At 36.1% G+C, this 18,763-nt stretch carries 21 protein-coding genes; 10 read left to right on the top strand and 11 right to left on the bottom strand.

What is annotated here, in order from left to right:
• The first annotated feature begins 70 nt into the window (after window positions 1-70).
• The gene (gene cobS / locus F928_RS13460; protein ID WP_002122174.1) at window positions 71-814 is read left to right on the top strand and encodes an adenosylcobinamide-GDP ribazoletransferase; all 744 of its coding nucleotides are present in this window, start codon (window positions 71-73) and stop codon (window positions 812-814) included.
• Between the two features lie 70 nt (window positions 815-884).
• Here the strand turns inward: cobS and F928_RS13455 are convergent, their stop codons facing one another.
• A complete protein-coding gene (locus tag F928_RS13455; RefSeq protein ID WP_002122179.1) occupies window positions 885-1,994 on the bottom strand; it encodes a 3-deoxy-7-phosphoheptulonate synthase in 1,110 nt (369 codons plus the stop codon).
• A gap of 96 nt (window positions 1,995-2,090) precedes the next feature.
• The gene (locus F928_RS13450; protein ID WP_002122277.1) at window positions 2,091-2,978 is read right to left on the bottom strand and encodes a sulfite exporter TauE/SafE family protein; all 888 of its coding nucleotides are present in this window, start codon (window positions 2,976-2,978) and stop codon (window positions 2,091-2,093) included.
• 61 nt (window positions 2,979-3,039) lie between these two features.
• Here F928_RS13450 and F928_RS22050 point away from each other — a divergent pair, with 61 nt between their 5' ends.
• On the top strand, window positions 3,040-3,156 hold the full coding sequence (locus F928_RS22050) for a hypothetical protein (protein WP_002122212.1): 117 nt from the start codon (window positions 3,040-3,042) through the stop codon (window positions 3,154-3,156).
• On the opposite strand, the gene F928_RS13445 is transcribed toward F928_RS22050, so the two are convergent.
• The 4 genes from F928_RS13445 to F928_RS13435 all read right to left on the bottom strand — a co-directional run bounded on the left by F928_RS13445 (window position 3,131) and on the right by F928_RS13435 (window position 7,423).
• Entirely contained in the window at window positions 3,131-3,412 is a 282-nt protein-coding gene (locus F928_RS13445) for a hypothetical protein (protein ID WP_005076181.1), read from the bottom strand. The genes F928_RS22050 and F928_RS13445 overlap by 26 nt on opposite strands.
• Window positions 3,409-4,965, bottom strand: a complete 1,557-nt coding sequence (locus F928_RS13440) for a PepSY-associated TM helix domain-containing protein (protein WP_005076179.1) — start codon at window positions 4,963-4,965, stop codon at window positions 3,409-3,411. The genes F928_RS13445 and F928_RS13440 overlap by 4 nt, the downstream gene beginning before the upstream one ends.
• Window positions 4,958-5,257, bottom strand: coding sequence for a hypothetical protein (locus tag F928_RS0103850; protein WP_025465536.1), 300 nt, complete (start codon window positions 5,255-5,257; stop codon window positions 4,958-4,960). The genes F928_RS13440 and F928_RS0103850 overlap by 8 nt, the downstream gene beginning before the upstream one ends.
• Before the next feature lie 66 nt (window positions 5,258-5,323).
• Complete coding sequence (locus tag F928_RS13435) at window positions 5,324-7,423, bottom strand: TonB-dependent siderophore receptor (protein WP_005076177.1); 2,100 nt, start codon at window positions 7,421-7,423, stop codon at window positions 5,324-5,326.
• A 220-nt stretch (window positions 7,424-7,643) separates the two neighbouring features.
• Between F928_RS13435 and lpxB the strand changes: the two genes are divergently transcribed.
• The gene (lpxB, locus tag F928_RS13430) at window positions 7,644-8,819 is read left to right on the top strand and encodes a lipid-A-disaccharide synthase (protein WP_002122187.1); all 1,176 of its coding nucleotides are present in this window, start codon (window positions 7,644-7,646) and stop codon (window positions 8,817-8,819) included.
• A gap of 36 nt (window positions 8,820-8,855) precedes the next feature.
• Here the strand turns inward: lpxB and F928_RS13425 are convergent, their stop codons facing one another.
• Window positions 8,856-9,725 (bottom strand): DUF2797 domain-containing protein, encoded by an 870-nt coding sequence (locus F928_RS13425; protein WP_005076175.1) that lies wholly within the window; start codon window positions 9,723-9,725, stop codon window positions 8,856-8,858.
• Window positions 9,726-9,764: 39 nt separating this feature from the next.
• Here F928_RS13425 and F928_RS13420 point away from each other — a divergent pair, with 39 nt between their 5' ends.
• Window positions 9,765-10,226 carry a DUF6231 family protein gene (locus F928_RS13420; protein ID WP_002122130.1) on the top strand — a complete coding sequence of 154 codons (462 nt, stop codon included), beginning with the start codon at window positions 9,765-9,767 and terminating at the stop codon, window positions 10,224-10,226.
• Between the two features lie 99 nt (window positions 10,227-10,325).
• The gene (locus tag F928_RS13415) at window positions 10,326-10,916 is read left to right on the top strand and encodes a YidB family protein (RefSeq protein ID WP_005076171.1); all 591 of its coding nucleotides are present in this window, start codon (window positions 10,326-10,328) and stop codon (window positions 10,914-10,916) included.
• A 109-nt stretch (window positions 10,917-11,025) separates the two neighbouring features.
• Here the strand turns inward: F928_RS13415 and porB are convergent, their stop codons facing one another.
• The 3 genes from porB to F928_RS13400 form a co-directional block, all read right to left on the bottom strand.
• Window positions 11,026-12,144 (bottom strand): porin, encoded by a 1,119-nt coding sequence (porB, locus tag F928_RS13410; RefSeq protein ID WP_002122289.1) that lies wholly within the window; start codon window positions 12,142-12,144, stop codon window positions 11,026-11,028.
• A gap of 257 nt (window positions 12,145-12,401) precedes the next feature.
• Entirely contained in the window at window positions 12,402-12,815 is a 414-nt protein-coding gene (locus tag F928_RS13405; RefSeq protein ID WP_002122141.1) for an HIT family protein, read from the bottom strand.
• Between the two features lie 17 nt (window positions 12,816-12,832).
• On the bottom strand, window positions 12,833-13,102 hold the full coding sequence (locus F928_RS13400) for a YARHG domain-containing protein (RefSeq protein WP_002122146.1): 270 nt from the start codon (window positions 13,100-13,102) through the stop codon (window positions 12,833-12,835).
• An 855-nt stretch (window positions 13,103-13,957) separates the two neighbouring features.
• Here F928_RS13400 and F928_RS13395 point away from each other — a divergent pair.
• The gene (locus F928_RS13395; RefSeq protein ID WP_005076167.1) at window positions 13,958-14,422 is read left to right on the top strand and encodes a hypothetical protein; all 465 of its coding nucleotides are present in this window, start codon (window positions 13,958-13,960) and stop codon (window positions 14,420-14,422) included.
• Between the two features lie 113 nt (window positions 14,423-14,535).
• Here F928_RS13395 and F928_RS13390 read toward each other — a convergent pair whose 3' ends face one another.
• The gene (locus tag F928_RS13390; RefSeq protein WP_005076165.1) at window positions 14,536-15,621 is read right to left on the bottom strand and encodes an alpha/beta fold hydrolase; all 1,086 of its coding nucleotides are present in this window, start codon (window positions 15,619-15,621) and stop codon (window positions 14,536-14,538) included.
• 136 nt (window positions 15,622-15,757) lie between these two features.
• On the opposite strand from F928_RS13390, the gene metZ reads away from it, so the two are divergent.
• The 4 genes from metZ to recR all read left to right on the top strand — a co-directional run bounded on the left by metZ (window position 15,758) and on the right by recR (window position 18,552).
• Window positions 15,758-16,945 carry an O-succinylhomoserine sulfhydrylase gene (gene metZ, locus F928_RS13385; RefSeq protein ID WP_005076163.1) on the top strand — a complete coding sequence of 396 codons (1,188 nt, stop codon included), beginning with the start codon at window positions 15,758-15,760 and terminating at the stop codon, window positions 16,943-16,945.
• Between the two features lie 169 nt (window positions 16,946-17,114).
• The gene (locus tag F928_RS13380) at window positions 17,115-17,351 is read left to right on the top strand and encodes a hypothetical protein (protein ID WP_005076161.1); all 237 of its coding nucleotides are present in this window, start codon (window positions 17,115-17,117) and stop codon (window positions 17,349-17,351) included.
• Window positions 17,352-17,616: 265 nt separating this feature from the next.
• Window positions 17,617-17,946: a YbaB/EbfC family nucleoid-associated protein gene (locus F928_RS13375; protein ID WP_002113538.1), complete on the top strand. Its 330-nt coding sequence runs from the start codon at window positions 17,617-17,619 to the stop codon at window positions 17,944-17,946.
• 9 nt (window positions 17,947-17,955) lie between these two features.
• Window positions 17,956-18,552, top strand: a complete 597-nt coding sequence (gene recR / locus F928_RS13370) for a recombination mediator RecR (protein WP_002113756.1) — start codon at window positions 17,956-17,958, stop codon at window positions 18,550-18,552.
• The last annotated feature ends 211 nt before the right edge of the window (window positions 18,553-18,763 follow it).

The raw sequence follows: 18,763 nt of genomic DNA, 5'->3' as shown, positions 1-18,763 counted from the left end.
TTGCTATTCCCATTTTTATTTCTTCATAATTCAATTTGCTTTTAAATATAGACCAGTTAGAGACTTGGATATGACACCTTTTTGGATTGCATTGCAATTTTTAACTGTTCTGCCTATTGAGCTAAAGACAATGCCGACGGCGCAACAAAATGGTCGAGCTATTTTGTTTTATCCACTGGTTGGGCTGATTATTGGTGGCATACTTTTTATTATTGCCTGTCTTCTTGCCAAATTACCCATTCTTTTGCTTGCTACCATCATAATGACTTTATGGATTTGGCTAACAGGTGCGCTGCATTTAGACGGGCTAGCAGATACGGCAGATGCATGGGTAGGTGGTTTTGGAGACAAACTCCGTACTTTACAAATCATGAAGGATCCAAGTTGTGGCCCAATTGGAGTCCTCAGCTTAGTTATCATATGTTTGCTCAAATTTGCATTGGTTTATGTATTGATTGAACAGCATCAAACGTTATTTTTAGTCATTGTTCCTATCCTTGGGCGTGTGGTGCCATCTATTTTATTCTTAACTACACCATATGTACGTGAAAAAGGTTTAGGGCGTTCTTTGACAGATCACTTACCTAATACAACTTCATGGATAATCACTGGGTTCGTTCTACTATTACCTTTGTATTGGGAGTTGCAAGGGCTCATCGCCATTATTAGCTTTTTGATCAGTCTGGTTTATTTAAGACATCTGTTTATTAAAAGAATTGGCGGTATTACGGGGGATACTGTCGGTGCAGCGATTGAGCTAAGTGAAACCGTGCTACTCTTTGCTTTTAGTGTGAGTTATTTTTATTTAGTTTGATTTGAATTTCACCCAAAAATAAAAAAGCCCTCAAAAATGAGGGCTTAATTTTCAATCTTAAAAAGATGAATTAGCGGTTTGGTAAAACTTCTTTTAAAACTTCATGCATTTCAAGCAACGTCTTTTCGGTAGTTTCCCAGTCAATACAGCCATCAGTTACTGATTTACCATATTCTAAATCACAAAGATTTTCAGGAATATCTTGGCGGCCGCCTTTTAAGTGACTTTCGACCATAATACCTACGATTGACTTGTTACCATCTAAAATTTGTTCAGTAATATTTTTAAGAACAAGCGGTTGTAAGTACGGGTCTTTATTTGAGTTAGCATGGCTCGCATCAATCATGATTTTGTTGCTCACTTTTGCTTTTGCTAAAGCATTTTCTGCTTCCGCAACAGAGCCAGCGTCATAGTTCGGTTTGCCATTACCGCCACGTAATACAACGTGTGCATAAGGGTTACCATTTGTATTAATAATTGAAACTTGGCCATCTTCATTTAGGCCTAAGAAACTATGGCCATATTTAACAGATTGCATCGCATTGGTTGCAACAGTTAAACCACCATCTGTACCATTTTTAAAACCAACTGGTGAAGATAAGCCAGAAGACATTTCACGGTGAGTTTGGCTCTCGGTTGTACGTGCACCAATCGCAGACCATGAAATTAAGTCTTGGTAGTACTGTGGAGAGTTAGGATCGAGTGCTTCAGTTGCACATGGCAAACCTTTTTCATTTAACTCAAGCAAGAGTTTACGACCAATACGTAAACCTTTTTCGATGTTAAATGAGTCGTTCATATCTGGGTCATTGATTAGGCCTTTCCAACCAATTGTTGTACGTGGTTTTTCAAAATAAACACGCATAACTAGATATAGGGTATCTTTAACCTTTTCGCTTAGCGCTTTTAAGCGATCAGCATATTCGTGAGCAGCTTTTGGGTCGTGAATAGAGCAAGGACCAATAACAACAAACAAACGTTTATCTGAACCATCTAAAATATTACGAATAGTTTCGCGGCCTTTTAGAACAGTTTGCGAAGCAACATCAGATAACGGAAGTTCTGACTTAAGCTCATTTGGTGTTACAAGAGTTTGAATGCTTTTAATATTAACGTCGTCGATATCTGGCTTTGAAACGGAATTTGAATGTGTAGTCATTGCTGTCACTGGTTCGATCATACTAAAGGTTGTTTTGTGTACTGAATATACCATGAAATAATTATGAAAATACTACATCTCATGGTATTTCAGATTGGAAAAATCCTATTGATTTTACTATCTTTCAGTCGAGTTGCCTGTTTTTTCGGCAACTACTGCTTGTTGTTGTACCACAGGTGCTTTCGGTTTTGCTTTGACTGGATGAACCATAAAGTTAACACCGAGGGCAAATAGGGTAAGCCCTAGAATTTTTCGGATTAAACGTTCAGGCATACGAGAGCTAATTAATGTTCCAATAATAATTGCTGGAATTGAACCCACCAATAACCACATCAGAAGTGTAAAGTCGACGTTACCAGCACTCATGTGTCCAAGGCCAGCCACTAAGGTAAGCAATACTGCATGTACAACATCCGACCCGATAATTCGGATCATTGGCAAGTTCGGGAACATAATCACAAGTGCCATGATTCCAAATGCACCCGCACCAACTGATGAAAGAGTTACGAATACACCTAAAATGATACCCATAATCACGATAAAGCTACGTTTTTTATCGATTGCCAACTGCTCATTTTCACTTTGAGTGACTTCTTTAGTTCTGAATTTATTAAAAAATTTCTCAATACGCGTACGGAAAATGATGGAAACACCAGTTAAGGTCAACATAAAACCTAACACCATGGTGAGTACAGCTTTATAGTGTGTTGACTGGCTTAAATAATGCTCAAGTACCCATGAAGTAATGAAAGATGCAGGAATACTACCTACGGCTAACCATAAAACAATTGGCCAGACAATATTGAGTTTTCTAGCGTGAACCATTGATCCACAAAATTTTGAGATTGCTGCATAAAGTAAATCGGTACCAATCGCGATATGAGGTTCAATTCTAAAAAGGCTAATTAAAATTGGTGTCATTAATGATCCACCACCAACTCCTGTAATCCCTACACAGAAACCAACTAACATACCCGCTAAGATAAATTCAAAAGCACCAGACATCTTTATCGCCACTTATCACGAAACGCAGATATCTTATTCCTTTTAGAGATAAACAGTTGTCATGAATAATGATTTACTTATGCAAAAAAAAGCTAAGCAACGAAAATTTTGCTTAGCTTGTACTATTTTTCATCATTTTTTAAAGAAAATGATTATTTTGATGACTTTAGTGGGTTAATTAAAAGTATAAGAATAAAAGTTAATGGCGTTGCAAAGATCCACCAACTGACAAAACCAATTGAAAATTTATATTGTTGAATAAGAATAAATGCACATAAACCAAATAGCATGAATGCGGCTATTTTGAAATATCGGTAATACTTTTGAGCTAACGATTTGAAATGACCTGTTGATTTCGGCGATCGATATTTCTCGCTCGCCATAAACAACATATACATCCCTAATAAAATTAAGATGAAAGCTATAAGAATCATGAGCTCACCTCAGTATTTAATTTATTCAGTTTTTTTTGAATTTTTTCTACGGCTTTATGCTGGATAGGTTGAATTTTGCAAAATATAAAAATTGCTAATACTGCAAAGATCCACAAAAATACATCTACACGTGCAAAGGTCCAATAATCACTGAGGCTTTGAACATACTCATGTTTAAGTAAATAAATTAGATTTAAGATGGGAAGTGCAAGACACAGCATAATAAAAACGCTAAGTTGAGTTCGCCATAAATGCTGTTTTTTTGTGATTAATGCGATGATTAAGCTGATTAGCCAAACCAAGAAAAAGCTATAAATTTCATAATTGATTGTGGTTGAAGTAACTGTAAATAATCGATTAGCGCTTAAGTAGGCGACAGTTGCACAAGGCAATCCTACAAATGCTGCAACATTTAAACGGTCAACTAAATAGTGTCCGAAATGAAACTGACTATTTTTATTTTGAATTTGGCGTTTAAGACTCCAAAGTAATAAACCAGAGGCAATCATTACACAGCCTAAAATGCCTGAGAAAAAGAATCCTAAACGAAGTAAAGGTTGAGCAAATGTTGCCATGTGCAGGCCATAAACACCCGCATTCAACGTTGCAATAGGACTATTATTACGTGTATCTGCCAAGACTTTGCCAGTTGAAGCATTTAAAGTAATTTGAGGCTGATTTCGAGTAATAGTGCGGTCTTCTTTTTGAATAAATGTAATTTGAGCTTGATTGGTATTTGGATTTTTTACACTCATTGTTGATAAAGGTTGGTTGCCCCAACTTTGTTGAACTTGGCTAAGCAGTTTCTCAATAGCTAAGTTTTGAGCAGGCTGAATCGATTGATTCTCAAGTACAGTCTTTGTGCGGATTTCCGTAAAATATTGATAAGGGTTTTCAGGGTAAAGCTTTTGCATTCCCCAAGGCAAATATAAATAAAAGAAAATAGCTAAGCCCGTAAATGTAATAGTTAAAAAGAAGGGCAGAGCAACGACTGAAGAAATATTGTGAAAGTCTAACCATGAACGCTGAGACTTAAATGTACGTAAAGTAAAAAAGTCAGTGAATATTTTTTTATGGGTAATAATGCCTGAAACTAAAGCAATCAGCATAATAAATGCGGCAAGACATACGACTAATCGCCCAACCATTATTGGAATGCCAAAAAGTTGGTAATGGAAGCGGTAAAAAAAATCTCCGCCTAGGGTTGCCGAAAGTTGAAGTTCTTTTCCCGTGTTAGCATCAAGTGTGGCATTACCATAACCGCCGTCAGCTTTTTCCCAATACATAGTGTTGACGGGACTTTCTGGTGTTGCAACAGTTAAATACCAAGATTTGGCGTCTGGAGCGTTTTCTTGTAAATATTGATATGCTGTTTTAATAGCAATATCTTGCTTTACTTCATATTGCGCAAGTGCAGGTTGCATCCATAAATTAATTTCGTGGCGGTAATAAGACATACTCCCCATTAAGAAAATGGCAAACACGAGCCACCCAAAAATTAAGCCAGTCCATGAGTGTAGCCATGCCATAGATTGACGTATACCTTTATGCATAACCCACCGTCCGTGTCACAATAAAGAAAAGGGCAAATAGAGCGATTGATAAAATGGTCAGTCGCACTAATGATTGAATGCAGAAACCAACAATTACAAAGACGACGTAAAATAAAATCGCTATAAATACTGAAAGATAGATAGCCTCAGCTTTGTCCAGATTCAAAAGGAAAATTCCAGTGAGTCCAAGACTTAAATACGTCATACAGGCAAAGCCCATACCGAAAACTAGCAAGAATCGATAGAAAACTTTTATACGATATGACACAGGGAGATTTACAGTTTTGGACATCTTTAATAACACATAAACAAAGAATAATAAGTAAAGCCAATCCCTAAATTGGGATTGGCTACGGTATTAATATTTAAACTTTACAGCAACTGTATAGTTGGCTGGAGCGCCATAGTAACCTTGGCCACCAGATAAACCTGTCAAATATTTTTCATTTGTCAGGTTGTTACCATTTACTTGGAACAGTACGTGTTCGTTTAAATCATAACTAGCCATAACGTTAAGTAATGCATACGCATCTTGTTTTACAGTTGAGTAAGAGGTGTCATGTATATCGTCCTGCCACTTAATGCTTGCACCAACTTTTAATTTTGGAATCTGTGGAACAGTATAAGAAGCTAAAACATTAAGTGTTTGAGTCGGGATATTAGGTCGGCCTCTTTCACCCGTTTCCATATTTTTTAGACTAAATGTTGAAAAACCAAAAACTAAATCTAAGTTATCAGTTAATTTTCCAGTTAATCCGACCTCAACACCTTGCGATCTAATTGTTCCGATTGGAGATGAGTATTTGTTATAAAGCGGATCCCATAATGGGTTTAGTGCAAAATTATCTTCATCTGTTCTAAAGATTGCGATATTTCCTGTTAAAGCTCCATCTAACCACGCGCTTTTTACACCTAATTCATAGCTTTCACCCTCTACTGGTACAGCTGTTTGTTTAGTAGAAAGATCGATAACAGTTTGTGGTCTAAAAATAGAGGTGTAACTCATATAACCTGTATATTCAGGAGTAAAGTTATATGTAATACCTGCATATGGAGAAACTTTATTCTTTTTATATTCTAAAGTGTCGATTTCAGTATAGTTAGCACCTAAGATAAATTTCAGATCCTCACCTAAATGAAGACGGGTAGCACCGTAAACGGACTTCATGGTTCTTTCTTCTGGATCAGCATAGGTAAAGTCTCCCCAAGTCGGTTCATCAGGTGTCCAGCTTGGTAAGTCTGTGGTAATAACACCTAAACTACTGCCATACGAATAAACACTTTGAGCACTATATTTTGACCAGTTATAACCAATATTTGCTTCGTGTTGCTGTCCTAATAAATTAAAAGTACCTTGAATGTCTGCATTAGCAGTAGTTTCTTTAAATTTCTGATTATAAATTTCTGGATATAGTGAAATACCAGACGTATTGTCACTAGCAGAAGGAAAACCACTGAGATAAAGCATTTTATCTTTAACATCTGATTTCTTAAGGTTATAGCCTAATCTTAACTTCCAGTCTCCCCATAATTTTTGTTCAATATTGGCAAAGTAATTATCTATTTCCCAATCGTAGTATGTCCATGACGGTGCATAATTATAGTTACGAGAATAACTTAATGGTTCACCTTTGGAGTTAACCAAGGGTAGAGCACCCCATTGAGAACCATTAGCGTATTGACGAGTTTTCGAATATCCTGCTGAAACATTTGTGGTGTCTGTAACGTCAGCTTCTAAAATTCCTTGAAATCCATTCTTTTCTTCTGAATAGCGGTCTAGATAAGAATCTCCTACTTTCTCATAACCTACAAGACGTCCTCGTACTCGTCCATCTTGTGTAAGAGAACCAGAGATATCCGCTTCATAACGTTGTGTATCCCATGAACCATAGCTCACCCCAGCATTTGCTTGAAATTCTTTAGTGGGACGTTTACGAATATAATTAATTGTAGCGCCAGGATCCCCTAGAGCATTTGTCAGGGCATCAGCACCTTTGACAATTTCAACACGATCATAGAAATAACTATCTGCATCACTATTGTTATAGTTATAGCTGTCAACTTGAGGGATACCGATTCCATCAACCAGAATATTTGAAATATCAAAACCACGAGCAGTATAAGTTGTGCGGTTTGTTTCCAATCCGGTTACAGTTACACCGGGTGTATTACTTAAAATATCTCGGGTACTGGTAAGCCCAAAATCTTCAATTTGCTGACGAGTAACGACGTTAATGGTTTGAGGAGTTTCTTTAGCCTCAATATTAAGCTTGGTTGCACTACTCGATTTTTTAACATTATATGCTTTAGTTTGTTCAGAAGACTGTTCAGCATTTGATGCTTTAACTTGAATCGTCTGTAAAGATTGTACCTCTGAGTCCTGAGCATGAGAGAGGTTCGCATAACAAATCGCGCAGGCGATTACGGTAAGCTTAAATGGTAGAGGTGGGATATTCATAAGATTAAAGATAATGTAAATAATTCTCATTTATTTTATTGTTTGTAAATGTAAGCTACAATTCAAATTGCATTGTTAATTTAGATTAAAAGATGGTGAATGAGTGTAATTTTAGATAGCTTGTGCTGTGGCCGCTCTTGGTAAGTACATATAGATCAAGTTCAAGATTGATAAACCTCTATGCTAGAATGCATTATTTCAAATTCTTGGGTAAATCACCTTGGCAAACCGAAAACTTAAAATAGGTATTGTAGTTGGGGAAGTTTCTGGAGATACGCTTGGTGTGAAACTTATGCGTAGTTTTCGAGAACAGGGAATCGATGCTGAATTTGAGGGAATCGGTGGTCCCCAAATGATTGCTGAAGGTTTTAACAGTTATTACCCAATGGAAACTCTATCTGTGATGGGGATTGTTGAGGTCTTAAAAGATTTAAAAAAATTATTCGCCGTGCGTGATGGTCTAATCAATCAATGGACTCAACATCCGGTTGATATTTTTATTGGTATTGATGCACCAGACTTTAACCTTAGACTTTCGAAAAGTATTAAAGAAAAGAATCTTCCAATAAAAACAGTTCAATATGTCAGTCCTTCTGTTTGGGCGTGGCGCCAAGGACGTGTTCATGGCATCAAACAGAGCATAGATTTAGTACTTTGTTTATTTCCTTTTGAAAAAGTTTTTTATGAACGATATGAAGTTCCGGCAGCATTTGTAGGACATCCGCTAGCTAAACAATTGCCACTTGAGAATCCAATTCAAATTGCTAAACAGCAATTAGGTCTTAATGAAAATCAGAAGCATATTGCGTTGTTACCAGGCAGCCGAAAAGGTGAAGTAGAGCGACTCCTTCCTATGTTACTGGGGGCTGCCAATATTTTGCATACCAAACATCCAGACATTCAATTTTTAATTCCGGCAATTAATGATGCTCGTAAACAACAGATTGAGCAGGGTGTTGAACAATTAGCGCCTCAATTAAAAGCAAAAATTCATATTTTAGAAAATACGGATAGTGAATCGAAAATTGGTCGTATAGTCATGAATGCGAGTGACGTTATTGCTTTAGCTTCTGGAACAGCGACATTAGAAGCCATGCTCATGCATCGCCCAATGGTCACATTCTATAAATTGCATTGGTTAACTTATTTAATTGCTAAATTCTTGGTGAAAATTCCTTATTACTCTTTGCCTAATATTATTGCGGGTAAAAAAGTAATTGAAGAGCTAATTCAAGCTGATGCCACACCTGAAAATTTAGCAGCTGAAATAGAAAAATTGATGAATATAGAAACCGCTCAAATTCAAGTGATGCAATATTTAACTATGCATAAACAGCTTATTTCTGGAAATACAGAAGACCCAGTCCAAACAATCTTAAAAGTACTTGAAAAGTAAAAAAAAGCCCCATTTTTAGGGGCTTTTTAAATCTACTCAGGCACGTACAATCAGCTCGTAACCAGTATATTTACGAATGTTGATAACACCAATATCAAAAATTAAATATTGGCCTTTAATACCTTGTAATACACCGCGAATTTTTGGTGTTTTATCTAAGTTTAGAGACTTAATTTTTTCAGGATATTGTTCAACTGGGTATACAAACTCACGTGGCAATTCATTTTCTAGTAGTTCAACCGTTTCGTTAAATTCAAGGTTTTGACTAAATTCTTCACGAATAGTTTGAATTTTAGGGGCGAACTCTTCGATTAATTGATCACGTTGTTCAACCATATTTAAAGGTTCAGCTTCACCCTTGAGGAGTTTGCGCCAATCTGTTTTGTCAGCAATTAAAGAACCGAACATGGTTTCAAGCTGACCAGATAAACGGCGTGATCCAACTCTTAAAATAGGTAAGGCTTGAGTTGCACCTTGATCTAACCAACGACCTGGCATATGGCTAACACGCGTAATACCCACTTTTAAAGCACTAGAGTTTGCCAAATAGACAATATGTGGTTGGAAACAAACACTATGGGCAAAGTCATCTTCACGACATGTACCTAAATGATAGTGACATGTTTCAGGTTTCATAATGCAAAGATCACATTCTGCTTTGGTTTTAAAACATTTAAAGCAGTGGCCTTGAGAATAAGACTTCGGTGTTTTAGCGCCACAAGAGGTGCAATAAATATTACCTGTCCATTCGATTTCTAGTTCTTGTCCTAAATTAAAAGGAAGATCAATTTCTGAACGGTCTAATACAAATTTGTATTCAACATTTGCCTTGGTTGTCTGTTGATCAGTTACACTAGCATCTTTTAGGCCTGCATGCATTTTATGGCAAATGCCTTGTAGTTCCATAAAGTTTAAACTCACATCTTTCAATTAAGGGTTGCAGTTATGGCTGAACAAAATGTCATCACTTCTATGCTAGACGATTTATCAAACGAACAGCCCATTCATACTGCACTTTGTATTGGCCAGAAAATTGACCAGAATAACGCAATTCAATGGCACTATTTTACCGTAACTGAGCTTTTAAGTCTGCCTTTTACTCAGCGTTATGATTTGGGTTTTGTATTGTTTGATACTGACGAAATGCAGAACATCAGCGATGTGCAAAAATCACAATTATTAGTAAAGCTAAGAGATTTATTAACAAAACGTATTGTTGTCGTGAGCAAGCGCAGTGATGAGCAATTATTACGTTCTTTAGGTTTTACTCAACTTATCGATAAAACTTCACATGATAGTGATTTTGCTTTATGGCAATTTAATATATTGACTTATAAACATGTTCCAGACTGGTTTAATTCAAAGTTCTGGGCGAACCCGGAAAACTGGAATAAATTCCGCTGGTAAAAGGGCCTTAAATCTCTTTCAAAATTTAACAATTTGGTTTTTGCTGTCTTAACAAGAATCCGCGTATGCTCATGTATAAACCATACATAAGAGTTACACATGACTAATTTTAGCAACATTGTAGAAGTTTTGGCTAAGCAGGCTTTAGGTGGGAATCAGCAAGCGTCAGGTCAAGGTGGTTTAGGTGGAATTTTAGGTTCAGTGCTAGGACAAATGGGGGGTAATACTTCATCTGGTACCCAAGGTGGTCTTGGGGGCGTACTAGGTTCTGTATTAGGGCAAGTGACTGGCAATAACAACACACCTCAAGCAGGTGGCGGTGTACAAAGTTTATTAATTGCAGTTGTGCCTTTAATCTTAGGTTGGGTGCAGCAACAAGGTGGTTTACAGGCTGCATTAGAAAAGTTGAAAGGTGCGGGTTTAGGAAGCCAGGTTCAAAGCTGGGTTGATCCAAATCAAAGTAATAGCGAAGTTCCGACTCAGCAATTACAGAGTTTATTTAATCCAGCTGACATTGAACAAGTTGCTGAGCAAGCCCAAGCGCCAAAAGAGCAAGTTTACGGTGCAATCGCATCCGTCTTACCTCAGGTCATTGACTCTTTAACACCTCAAGGTGACAGTACCGATCATCAAGAAGCAAACCAAGATATTCAAAATGTCATGAATCTTGTAAGTGGTTTTTTAAAATAAGATATAAATCTACAAAAGCCGATAAGTCTTATATCGGCTTTTTTTACTCAGGACAAAAAATAAAAGGGCATAAGCCCTTTTATTTTAGATCTGAATCAAACATAACCGATTAGAAGTTATATTCGATACCAGTACCTACAACAGTTTGTTTGTCGTCTTCTTTAATCCAGTCGCGTTTTTGTTGAGCAACGATACCGTAGAAGCGAGCTTGTTTGTTGATTTGGTAATCAAGACCTAAACCGTATAAGTCAATTTTACGATCTTGTTTACCGCTTACTTGTGTTTCAGCAGAAGCGTATTCTGCTTTCACTTTAAGTTTAGTGTTAGGAATTTTATAAGCAGCTGTTACTGCATATGCTTCTTCTTCTAAACCTTTGTAGTTTGTATAGGTATCTGTAGTTTTATCAACACCATCTACACGCGTAGTTTTTGACGTTTTATAAGCAGTCAAGTCATCAGTAGGTTCAGCGTGTTGCCATAAAGCACCTACAACAAAACCAGATTTAGCAATATCATAAGAACCAGTTACACGGTAAGCATCGGTATAAACATCTTTTAGACCGTAAGCTGCATATTTACCTTTAATACCAAAGTCACCAGCAGCAGCAATTGCTAAACCGATATCTTTGTTTTCGTAACCAAGCGATGTTGATACAGAGTCAAAGCTATCATTTTTGCTGTCTTTACCAGTTTCACCTTGTTTGCTATCAGAGGTGCTTTCACCAGTTTGAGCCATGATATTGAATGTTAAACCAGCTAATAATTTAGGGTCTAATTCAAAACCGATCACGTTGTCTAAACGGTTTTCACCGTACATGATATTAGTAATATCTAAACGTGTATCGTCATTAAAGATGTCTTGGTTACCACCAGCAGCTGTTTTGAAGTAAGAATCATACTTACCTACTTTTAATGTACCAACACCTTCAGTTTTTAAACCGATAAAACGGTTACGAGCACTAAGGTCAGTATCAGAGCCTGAACCATCAGTAGAAATTGCCCATTCAGCTAAATAAACAGCAGATAACTTGTCAGTTAATTTCTCTTCGCCTTTTACCCCAATACGAGAAGAGTTTGAGTTAACTTCGGTAACGTCACTTTTACCATCGAAATTTTTATTATCAACTTGGTTAATAGAAACATTTAGTTTGCCATACAAAGTTGGCGCTGCTTGCACCGCGTTTACGCTCAAAGTTGCAACTGCGGCAGCGAGTAGCAATTTCTTCATTGAGATTTCTCCAAAAGGTATTTAAAAATGGCGTATGCCTAGCTAACTATTTATTTTGTAGTTGACTTATGTACAAAAAGTTACAAAAGCTCACCAACTTGCTAAGCAGTATCGGCAAAATTTGTGACAGAGAAGTGAAGAATAAATGACAGTTTTATGACGTTTAAAATTTAGAAATAAATTAGTTGTTTTCATTTTTTTGATAGTTTTTAGACGAAAAAAAGCGGAGTCTAAACTCCGCTTTAACCATATAAAAATCAAAGAGCTGCTTTAATTTTTTCAGCTAATTCTTTAATTTTTTCTTGATCCCCTAACTCAACAGCATGGCGTCGAAGATGCTGCACATTTGTTGGAATTAGGTGAAAATGAACATGTGGAACAGTTTGTCCTGCTGCTGCTCCAGAAAGTTGCATCAATACAATACCTTCCAAATTGAGTGCTTTTTCCATTGCCTTAGCAATCTTCTGAACAATTTGTATAGTATAGGCTGCTGCTTCAGCAGGTAAGTCCAGCAGTGTTACAGCAGGTGTTTTTGGAATAACTAATGTATGACCATCGGCTTGAGGCATAATATCCATAAAAGCTAGAACTTGATCATCTTCATAGACTTTTATCGCTGGAAGTTCTCCACGTAAAATTTTTGCGAAGATATTTTGATCATCATATGCCATGTATTATTCCTTTAAAATTATTTACATTTCAATTCTTTTTGACGTTCTTTAATAGCGTCAAGACGTTGTTGCTCTTTGTCAGAAAACTTTGGTTTTGTCGTATGACAGTTCTCATTACCATATTTTTCTTTAGCATCAGGATCTTTAAAACAAAAGCCTTTTGACGCATAAATCAAATTGTAATCATCTTGCAATTTTTGACATTCTTGCTCAGGTGTTGCAGCTTGTACGCCTAAACTAGCAATGCTCACCATGCCAGTAAAGACTGCAACCATAAATTTATTCATGAGCTTTTCCTCAGTTAAAGGTATGAACCTGTACTCAATATAAGGTTTCTTACCAATATTTCAATGACTATTAATTACTCAAGTGTCATTTTGGTTTGAATTTTGGGCAAAAAATGAATAAAATCTTTATATATCAATGTTTTAAAAATAAACAATAAAAACAAAAACTTAACTAAATTTTTATATATCTTTCCATAATTTAACTACTATCTAATACCTTGTAATTGCTCATAATGAAGGAAATAGGAAGCTTGCTTCTATTAAATAAAAAAACAAAAAGTTCGTAGAAAAGCCATATTCATGACTCATCTTTTGCTGAAAAGACAGTTTTAGTTTGAATTTTGGTCAATGGAAAAGAAAGATATTAATGCCATGATCAAAGAACAAAGCGTGATAATTATCACATTTTGTATTTCAGGATTAGGTGGAATTCACTAGGCCCATTTATTTTAGACGGAAATGGGCTTCTCTTATTGAAACAGAGATAAAATTATTTTCGACTTTTATTTAAGATTAAAATTCACCTGAAAGATGCATTGATTTTACATATTTAAAGTCTTATTATATGCCCCATAATTGCTGCGTTTGATAGTTTTTGTTTTTTATAGCCCATTTCTCCCAATGAAATGGGCTTTTTTTTATTAAAGTTATTTCGAATCATTAAAATCTAGTATTTTATATTGAGAATAAGTTCGCCTTATATTTGGATTTTGTGGCATAGTCTAAATGTTGCTTTCATAATTGCCCTGATAGTTACTTTCTACCCTCATACCCTTACACATAGTAATAGTATATTCATCATACTTCCTTAAAGGATCAGTCGTTCGTTAAGACTAAATATTAAAGGAATAGGTGATGTCACAATTTTTACTAATTGCTGAAAAAGTTTATAAAAAGTTCGAAGAAGAAAAGCTTTTCTCCGAGGATGTAATTGGGCACTTGAATAGCTTAGTTAGTATTATCCGGCAAGAGATAAAAGACACTTCATACAAATTAAAATATAACTTTATTGATTTTGAAGAATGTTTAAATAAACCTGCAAAGGAATGTTCAGTTAAACTCGATATCAGCTTAATGCCAATTTATAAGAATAAAAGTGAGTACATTATGTGGTTAGCGAGTTTTATCGAAAAAATTACTCTAGGTGGAAGAGAAAAGTTTCCACCGCTTACAAATAGTTTACTTCCGAGCTGTATAGTGACTAATCCTTATGTAACAAAACTGGAGCAGGCCAAGGCCTCTTCTGAAAAAAGTGCACAGATGATTGTAAATTACTTTAAATCATCCGATTATAAAAAAGTTAACAAAGTGCCTTCATAGTGAAAATAATAATTTTCTATTAAAACAATAATATTATTGGTAAATGCACTGTTATAAGAGGGTTTATTCCACCCAACCGAATAAAAGCAATAGGTTGAATCATGACCTTATTCTTAAATTTGCGTTGATCGTTCGGTGAGCCATTTTGCTAGTTGTGGCCAGAACTCCAATGCACTTGCCTGACTCGACATGAGACCCAAATGTCCGCCAGGGATGAGAGTAAATGTAACATCTTGGCTACTGGTTAACTGGCTTAATGGTTGAGCTGCATCAGCGGTAACCAGTTGATCACTACGACCCGCGCCCACTAAGAGAGAGCAGTCGATATTTTTTAATTCAATTTTTTTATCTTTTAACTCAATAAAGCCGCGCTTCAATGGATTTTGCAACCAAACATTGAACAACATGTCCTGATTAATTCCACCCGGGTAATCAATCATATTATTTAAAAAGCTACTTAGAGTGGCATGCTCTTGTACGAACTGAAGATCATTAAGGTTTTTAAGTAATTGAATATGACCATCGAGCCAGCCTTTAGGGTCGAGAATTTTGAAACCTAAAGAATTTAAAATTCCTGGGCTATGAATCAGACGTTTTGGCAATCCAGAGTAAATACGTTTTTGAATTTTTTTATTGCGGCCAATCGTATTGTTTATGGTTCGATAGAGTTTCCCAATATAGCCAGAAGCATAACTGTCTATTGGGCTACCAAGAACAATAAGATTTTTAACATAATTTGGATGATTATGCGCTGTATATAAAGTGACGAATATACCTGCCATACTCCATCCGTGAAGCGAGATTTGCTCACTTCTGGAGTGTGTTCTGACAAGTTGTATGGCTTTAGGAATGAAATCTTCAATAAATGATAAAAAGTTAAGGTGTCTGTCTTTAAACTTTAAACGGCCCCAATCTACCAAATAGACATCAAAACCAGCATTTTGGAAGTATTTAATAAGAGAACGATAAGGATATAAATCATATATCGCCATATTAATAGCGAGTGGAGCAACGAATACTAAAGGTTCTTTGAATTGTTTTTGAGTAGCTGCGTAATAACGTATACGGGTTTGATTAAATTCACCAATCACTTCGTACGGAGTGCTTTGTGACAATACTAATGTTTGAGGGCGAAATAGTCGGGTAGAGAGGTGCTTGATTTGACTTTGTTCAGAGACAAGGGACTTTAAGCGTTTCATCTTGCTTTTACCAACTATTTACTAAAGTTGAATAAAGTCTAAGCGATAATTTTAAGGTTTACCTTGACCTTAAATACCCTAGACACTCAAAATGATGATAGTTTTTTAGTACATGACCAGTAAAGGCGAACATTTAATGAACCAGTCTGATGATTTAGAATACCAACTTGATACTTTAGCTATTCGTACCGGACATACTCGTAGTTTTGAAGGCGAACATGGCGAACCGATTTTTTTGACTTCATCATTTGTATATGAAAATGCGGCTGAAGCTGCAGCAAAATTTTCTGGTCAGGTTCAAGGAAATATCTATTCTCGTTTTACTAATCCGACTGTATCGATGTTCGAAAAACGTTTAGCAGCTTTAGATGGTGCTGAACGTGCCGTGGCTACAAGCTCTGGAATGGGCGCGATTTTGTCAGTTGCTATGGCATACCTAAAAGCGGGTGATCATGTTATTTGCTCAAGAGCAGTTTTTGGTTCAGTTGTTGCTTTGTTTGAAAAATATATTGCCAAGTTTGGTGTAGACATTACATTTGTTGATTTATGTGATTTAGACGAATGGAAAAATGCTGTACGTCCTGAAACCAAACTTTTCTTTGTTGAGTCACCGTCTAACCCTCTAGCTGAGATTGCAGATATACAAGCGTTAGCAGATATCGCCCATGCGAATGGTGCATTACTTGCGGTTGATAACAGTTTCTGTACACCTGTTTTGCAGCAACCACTCAAGTTTGGTGCGGATCTTGTGATTTACTCTGCGACTAAATACTTAGATGGCCAAGGCCGTGCATTAGGTGGTGCTGTTGTTGGTAATCATCAGTTGTTAGAAGAAGTTTTTGGTGTTGTTCGTACGCTTGGACCATCAATGAGCCCATTTAATGCATGGGTTTTCTTAAAAGGTCTAGAAACTTTACGTTTACGTATGAAAGCACACTGTGAGAGTGCTCAAATTCTTGCAGAATGGTTATCTACTCATGAAAAGGTAGAGAAGGTTTACTACGCTGGTTTACCTGCTCATGAAGATCATGAACTTGCTGCTAAACAACAAAATGGCTTTGGCGGTATTGTATCCTTCGTTGTTAAAGGCGAGCGTGAAGGTGCGTGGAAGGTTATTGATAATACTAAGTTTATCTCGATTACAGGTAATCTAGGTGATGTGAAATCGACGATTACCCATCCAGCAACCACAACTCATGGCAAACTTTCTGTTGAAGCAAAAGAAGCAGCTGGTATTCAAGAAGGTCTAATTCGTGTTTCTGTTGGTCTAGAAGATATTAATGACATTATTGGTGATATCTCGCGTGGATTAGATTTAATCTAATTAAATTATGTTTGTTATGGAAAAGCCACATACATTTTAATGTGGCTTTTTTGTGTTACTAATAAGCAACAATAGCAATAAAAAGTCTACGTATTGTTATAAATCAGTCTAAAATTTCAACGTATAAAAGTTCTAAATTTAATAAAAATAACAAAGAGAGTCTTTAGTCATGCTTAAACCAATAATTATTTTAGTTGCGATAGGGGCAATTGGACTGGTTGGATATAAAGTATTTGCTCAAAAAGATGAACCGACACAGATCAGTGAAACTGTATTATTAATTAATGATGCAAACAAATCCGTTCAAGATGCTGATCTTTCAATAGAAAAAGCCAATACTTCGTTCAAGAAAGTTCCTTTAAGTGAATATAAAACAAACAATAAAAGTCTACAGGCTGCCCAGTAACTTTTCTAAATTTTACTTTTTTCTATTCATCAAAAGTTTTTTATATAAAAGCTTTATAGTGGATTGACCATAGAAAATAGTTTCATAGATACCAATAGAAAACATTGATTTATTGTGTCAGAATTACGGATTAATTTTGATTTAAACGTACTAACCTCAATGATCTTGATGATCTATAGGGGGAGTAGAAAGAGTTTAAGTTTTGCAGTGTTATGTGACTATCAATAATACTTGAAATATTTGATAGAGATACGGAGTTAGGTTTATGAATATCAATATGCTTATGCAGCAAGCGCAGCGCATGCAAAAAGATATGGAATCAAATATAAAAAAGGCTAAAGAAGAGCTTGCTCAAACTGAAGTACACGCTGAAGCGGGCGGTGGTTTGGTTAAAGTCACAATGACTGGCCGTTATATCGTAAAACGTATCGAAATTAATCCAGAATTACTTCAAGATGAACCAGACATGATTGAAGACTTAATTGCTGCTGCAGTAAATGATGCTGTGCGTCAAGCAGAAGTGATTTCTGAAGAAAAAATGCAAAAAGCAAATTCTGGTATGGGTTTACCACCTGGCTTAGCGGGCATGTTCTAAGGAAATTCAGTGTTTAGCGATAGATTTGAACAACTCGTTCAAGCTTTACGTATATTGCCAAGCGTTGGTCCGAAGTCGGCTCAACGTATGGCTTTACATCTTTTGATGAAAAATCGAGAAGGGGCATTTGCATTAGCGCATGCTTTACATGAGGCTTCAAGTTATATACATGAATGCAGTGTCTGCCATTCTCTGACTGAACATGAAATTTGTGATATTTGCGCCTCAACTGACAGAGATGATCAGTTATTGTGTGTGGTTGAATCACCAGCGGATGTGATGGCGATTGAGCAAAGCGGTAGCTTTCGTGGAAAATACCATGTTTTAGGTGGCCATCTTTCTCCATTAGATGGTATTGGTCCGGAAGAAATTGGTATTCCTTATCTCATTCAGCGTCTAAGCCAAGGTACTATTGAAGAAGTCATTTTGGCAACTAATGCGACTGTAGAAGGACAAGCGACAGCCCATTATTTGGTAGAGGCGACTAAACATTTACCAATACAAATGACGCGTATTGCTCAAGGTGTACCTCAGGGTGGTGAACTCGAATACGTAGATAGTCATACTTTAAGTCAGGCAGTGCATAACCGCATGAGAATGAAATAAGCATTCCGATGCTTATTTCATTAATGAATGTACTATCAATTTGATTAAATTTATTAATTAAATTCAGTTATTAAACATAAATATTATTCTGTCTTTTATTATTAAAGATAGTTTAAATAAAATATGAATATAAGAATGAAAAAGGTCTTATAAATTTTAAATAAAGAACATTTGGAGATAAATTTAAAAAGTACAATTAAAAGATCAAAAA

This window comes from Acinetobacter pittii ATCC 19004 = CIP 70.29, from assembly GCF_000369045.1.
Lineage (GTDB): Bacteria > Pseudomonadota > Gammaproteobacteria > Pseudomonadales > Moraxellaceae > Acinetobacter > Acinetobacter pittii.
The sequence above is the reverse complement of the archived record's forward strand: the minus strand, read 5'-3'. Positions and strand labels throughout refer to the sequence as shown.

Excerpts from the sequence above, each read along its gene's own strand:
- cobS (WP_002122174.1), top strand. The coding sequence starts at position 71 with ATGACACCTTTTTGGATTGCATTGCAATTTTTAACTGTTCTGCCTATT.
- F928_RS13455 (WP_002122179.1), bottom strand. The coding sequence starts at position 1,994 with ATGATCGAACCAGTGACAGCAATGACTACACATTCAAATTCCGTTTCA.
- F928_RS13450 (WP_002122277.1), bottom strand. The coding sequence starts at position 2,978 with ATGTCTGGTGCTTTTGAATTTATCTTAGCGGGTATGTTAGTTGGTTTC.
- F928_RS22050 (WP_002122212.1), top strand. The coding sequence starts at position 3,040 with ATGAATAATGATTTACTTATGCAAAAAAAAGCTAAGCAACGAAAATTT.
- F928_RS13445 (WP_005076181.1), bottom strand. The coding sequence starts at position 3,412 with ATGATTCTTATAGCTTTCATCTTAATTTTATTAGGGATGTATATGTTG.
- F928_RS13440 (WP_005076179.1), bottom strand. The coding sequence starts at position 4,965 with ATGCATAAAGGTATACGTCAATCTATGGCATGGCTACACTCATGGACT.
- F928_RS0103850 (WP_025465536.1), bottom strand. The coding sequence starts at position 5,257 with ATGTCCAAAACTGTAAATCTCCCTGTGTCATATCGTATAAAAGTTTTC.
- F928_RS13435 (WP_005076177.1), bottom strand. The coding sequence starts at position 7,423 with ATGAATATCCCACCTCTACCATTTAAGCTTACCGTAATCGCCTGCGCG.
- F928_RS13425 (WP_005076175.1), bottom strand. The coding sequence starts at position 9,725 with ATGGAACTACAAGGCATTTGCCATAAAATGCATGCAGGCCTAAAAGAT.
- F928_RS13420 (WP_002122130.1), top strand. The coding sequence starts at position 9,765 with ATGGCTGAACAAAATGTCATCACTTCTATGCTAGACGATTTATCAAAC.
- F928_RS13415 (WP_005076171.1), top strand. The coding sequence starts at position 10,326 with ATGACTAATTTTAGCAACATTGTAGAAGTTTTGGCTAAGCAGGCTTTA.
- porB (WP_002122289.1), bottom strand. The coding sequence starts at position 12,144 with ATGAAGAAATTGCTACTCGCTGCCGCAGTTGCAACTTTGAGCGTAAAC.
- F928_RS13405 (WP_002122141.1), bottom strand. The coding sequence starts at position 12,815 with ATGGCATATGATGATCAAAATATCTTCGCAAAAATTTTACGTGGAGAA.
- F928_RS13400 (WP_002122146.1), bottom strand. The coding sequence starts at position 13,102 with ATGAATAAATTTATGGTTGCAGTCTTTACTGGCATGGTGAGCATTGCT.
- F928_RS13395 (WP_005076167.1), top strand. The coding sequence starts at position 13,958 with ATGTCACAATTTTTACTAATTGCTGAAAAAGTTTATAAAAAGTTCGAA.
- F928_RS13390 (WP_005076165.1), bottom strand. The coding sequence starts at position 15,621 with ATGAAACGCTTAAAGTCCCTTGTCTCTGAACAAAGTCAAATCAAGCAC.
- metZ (WP_005076163.1), top strand. The coding sequence starts at position 15,758 with ATGAACCAGTCTGATGATTTAGAATACCAACTTGATACTTTAGCTATT.
- F928_RS13380 (WP_005076161.1), top strand. The coding sequence starts at position 17,115 with ATGCTTAAACCAATAATTATTTTAGTTGCGATAGGGGCAATTGGACTG.
- F928_RS13375 (WP_002113538.1), top strand. The coding sequence starts at position 17,617 with ATGAATATCAATATGCTTATGCAGCAAGCGCAGCGCATGCAAAAAGAT.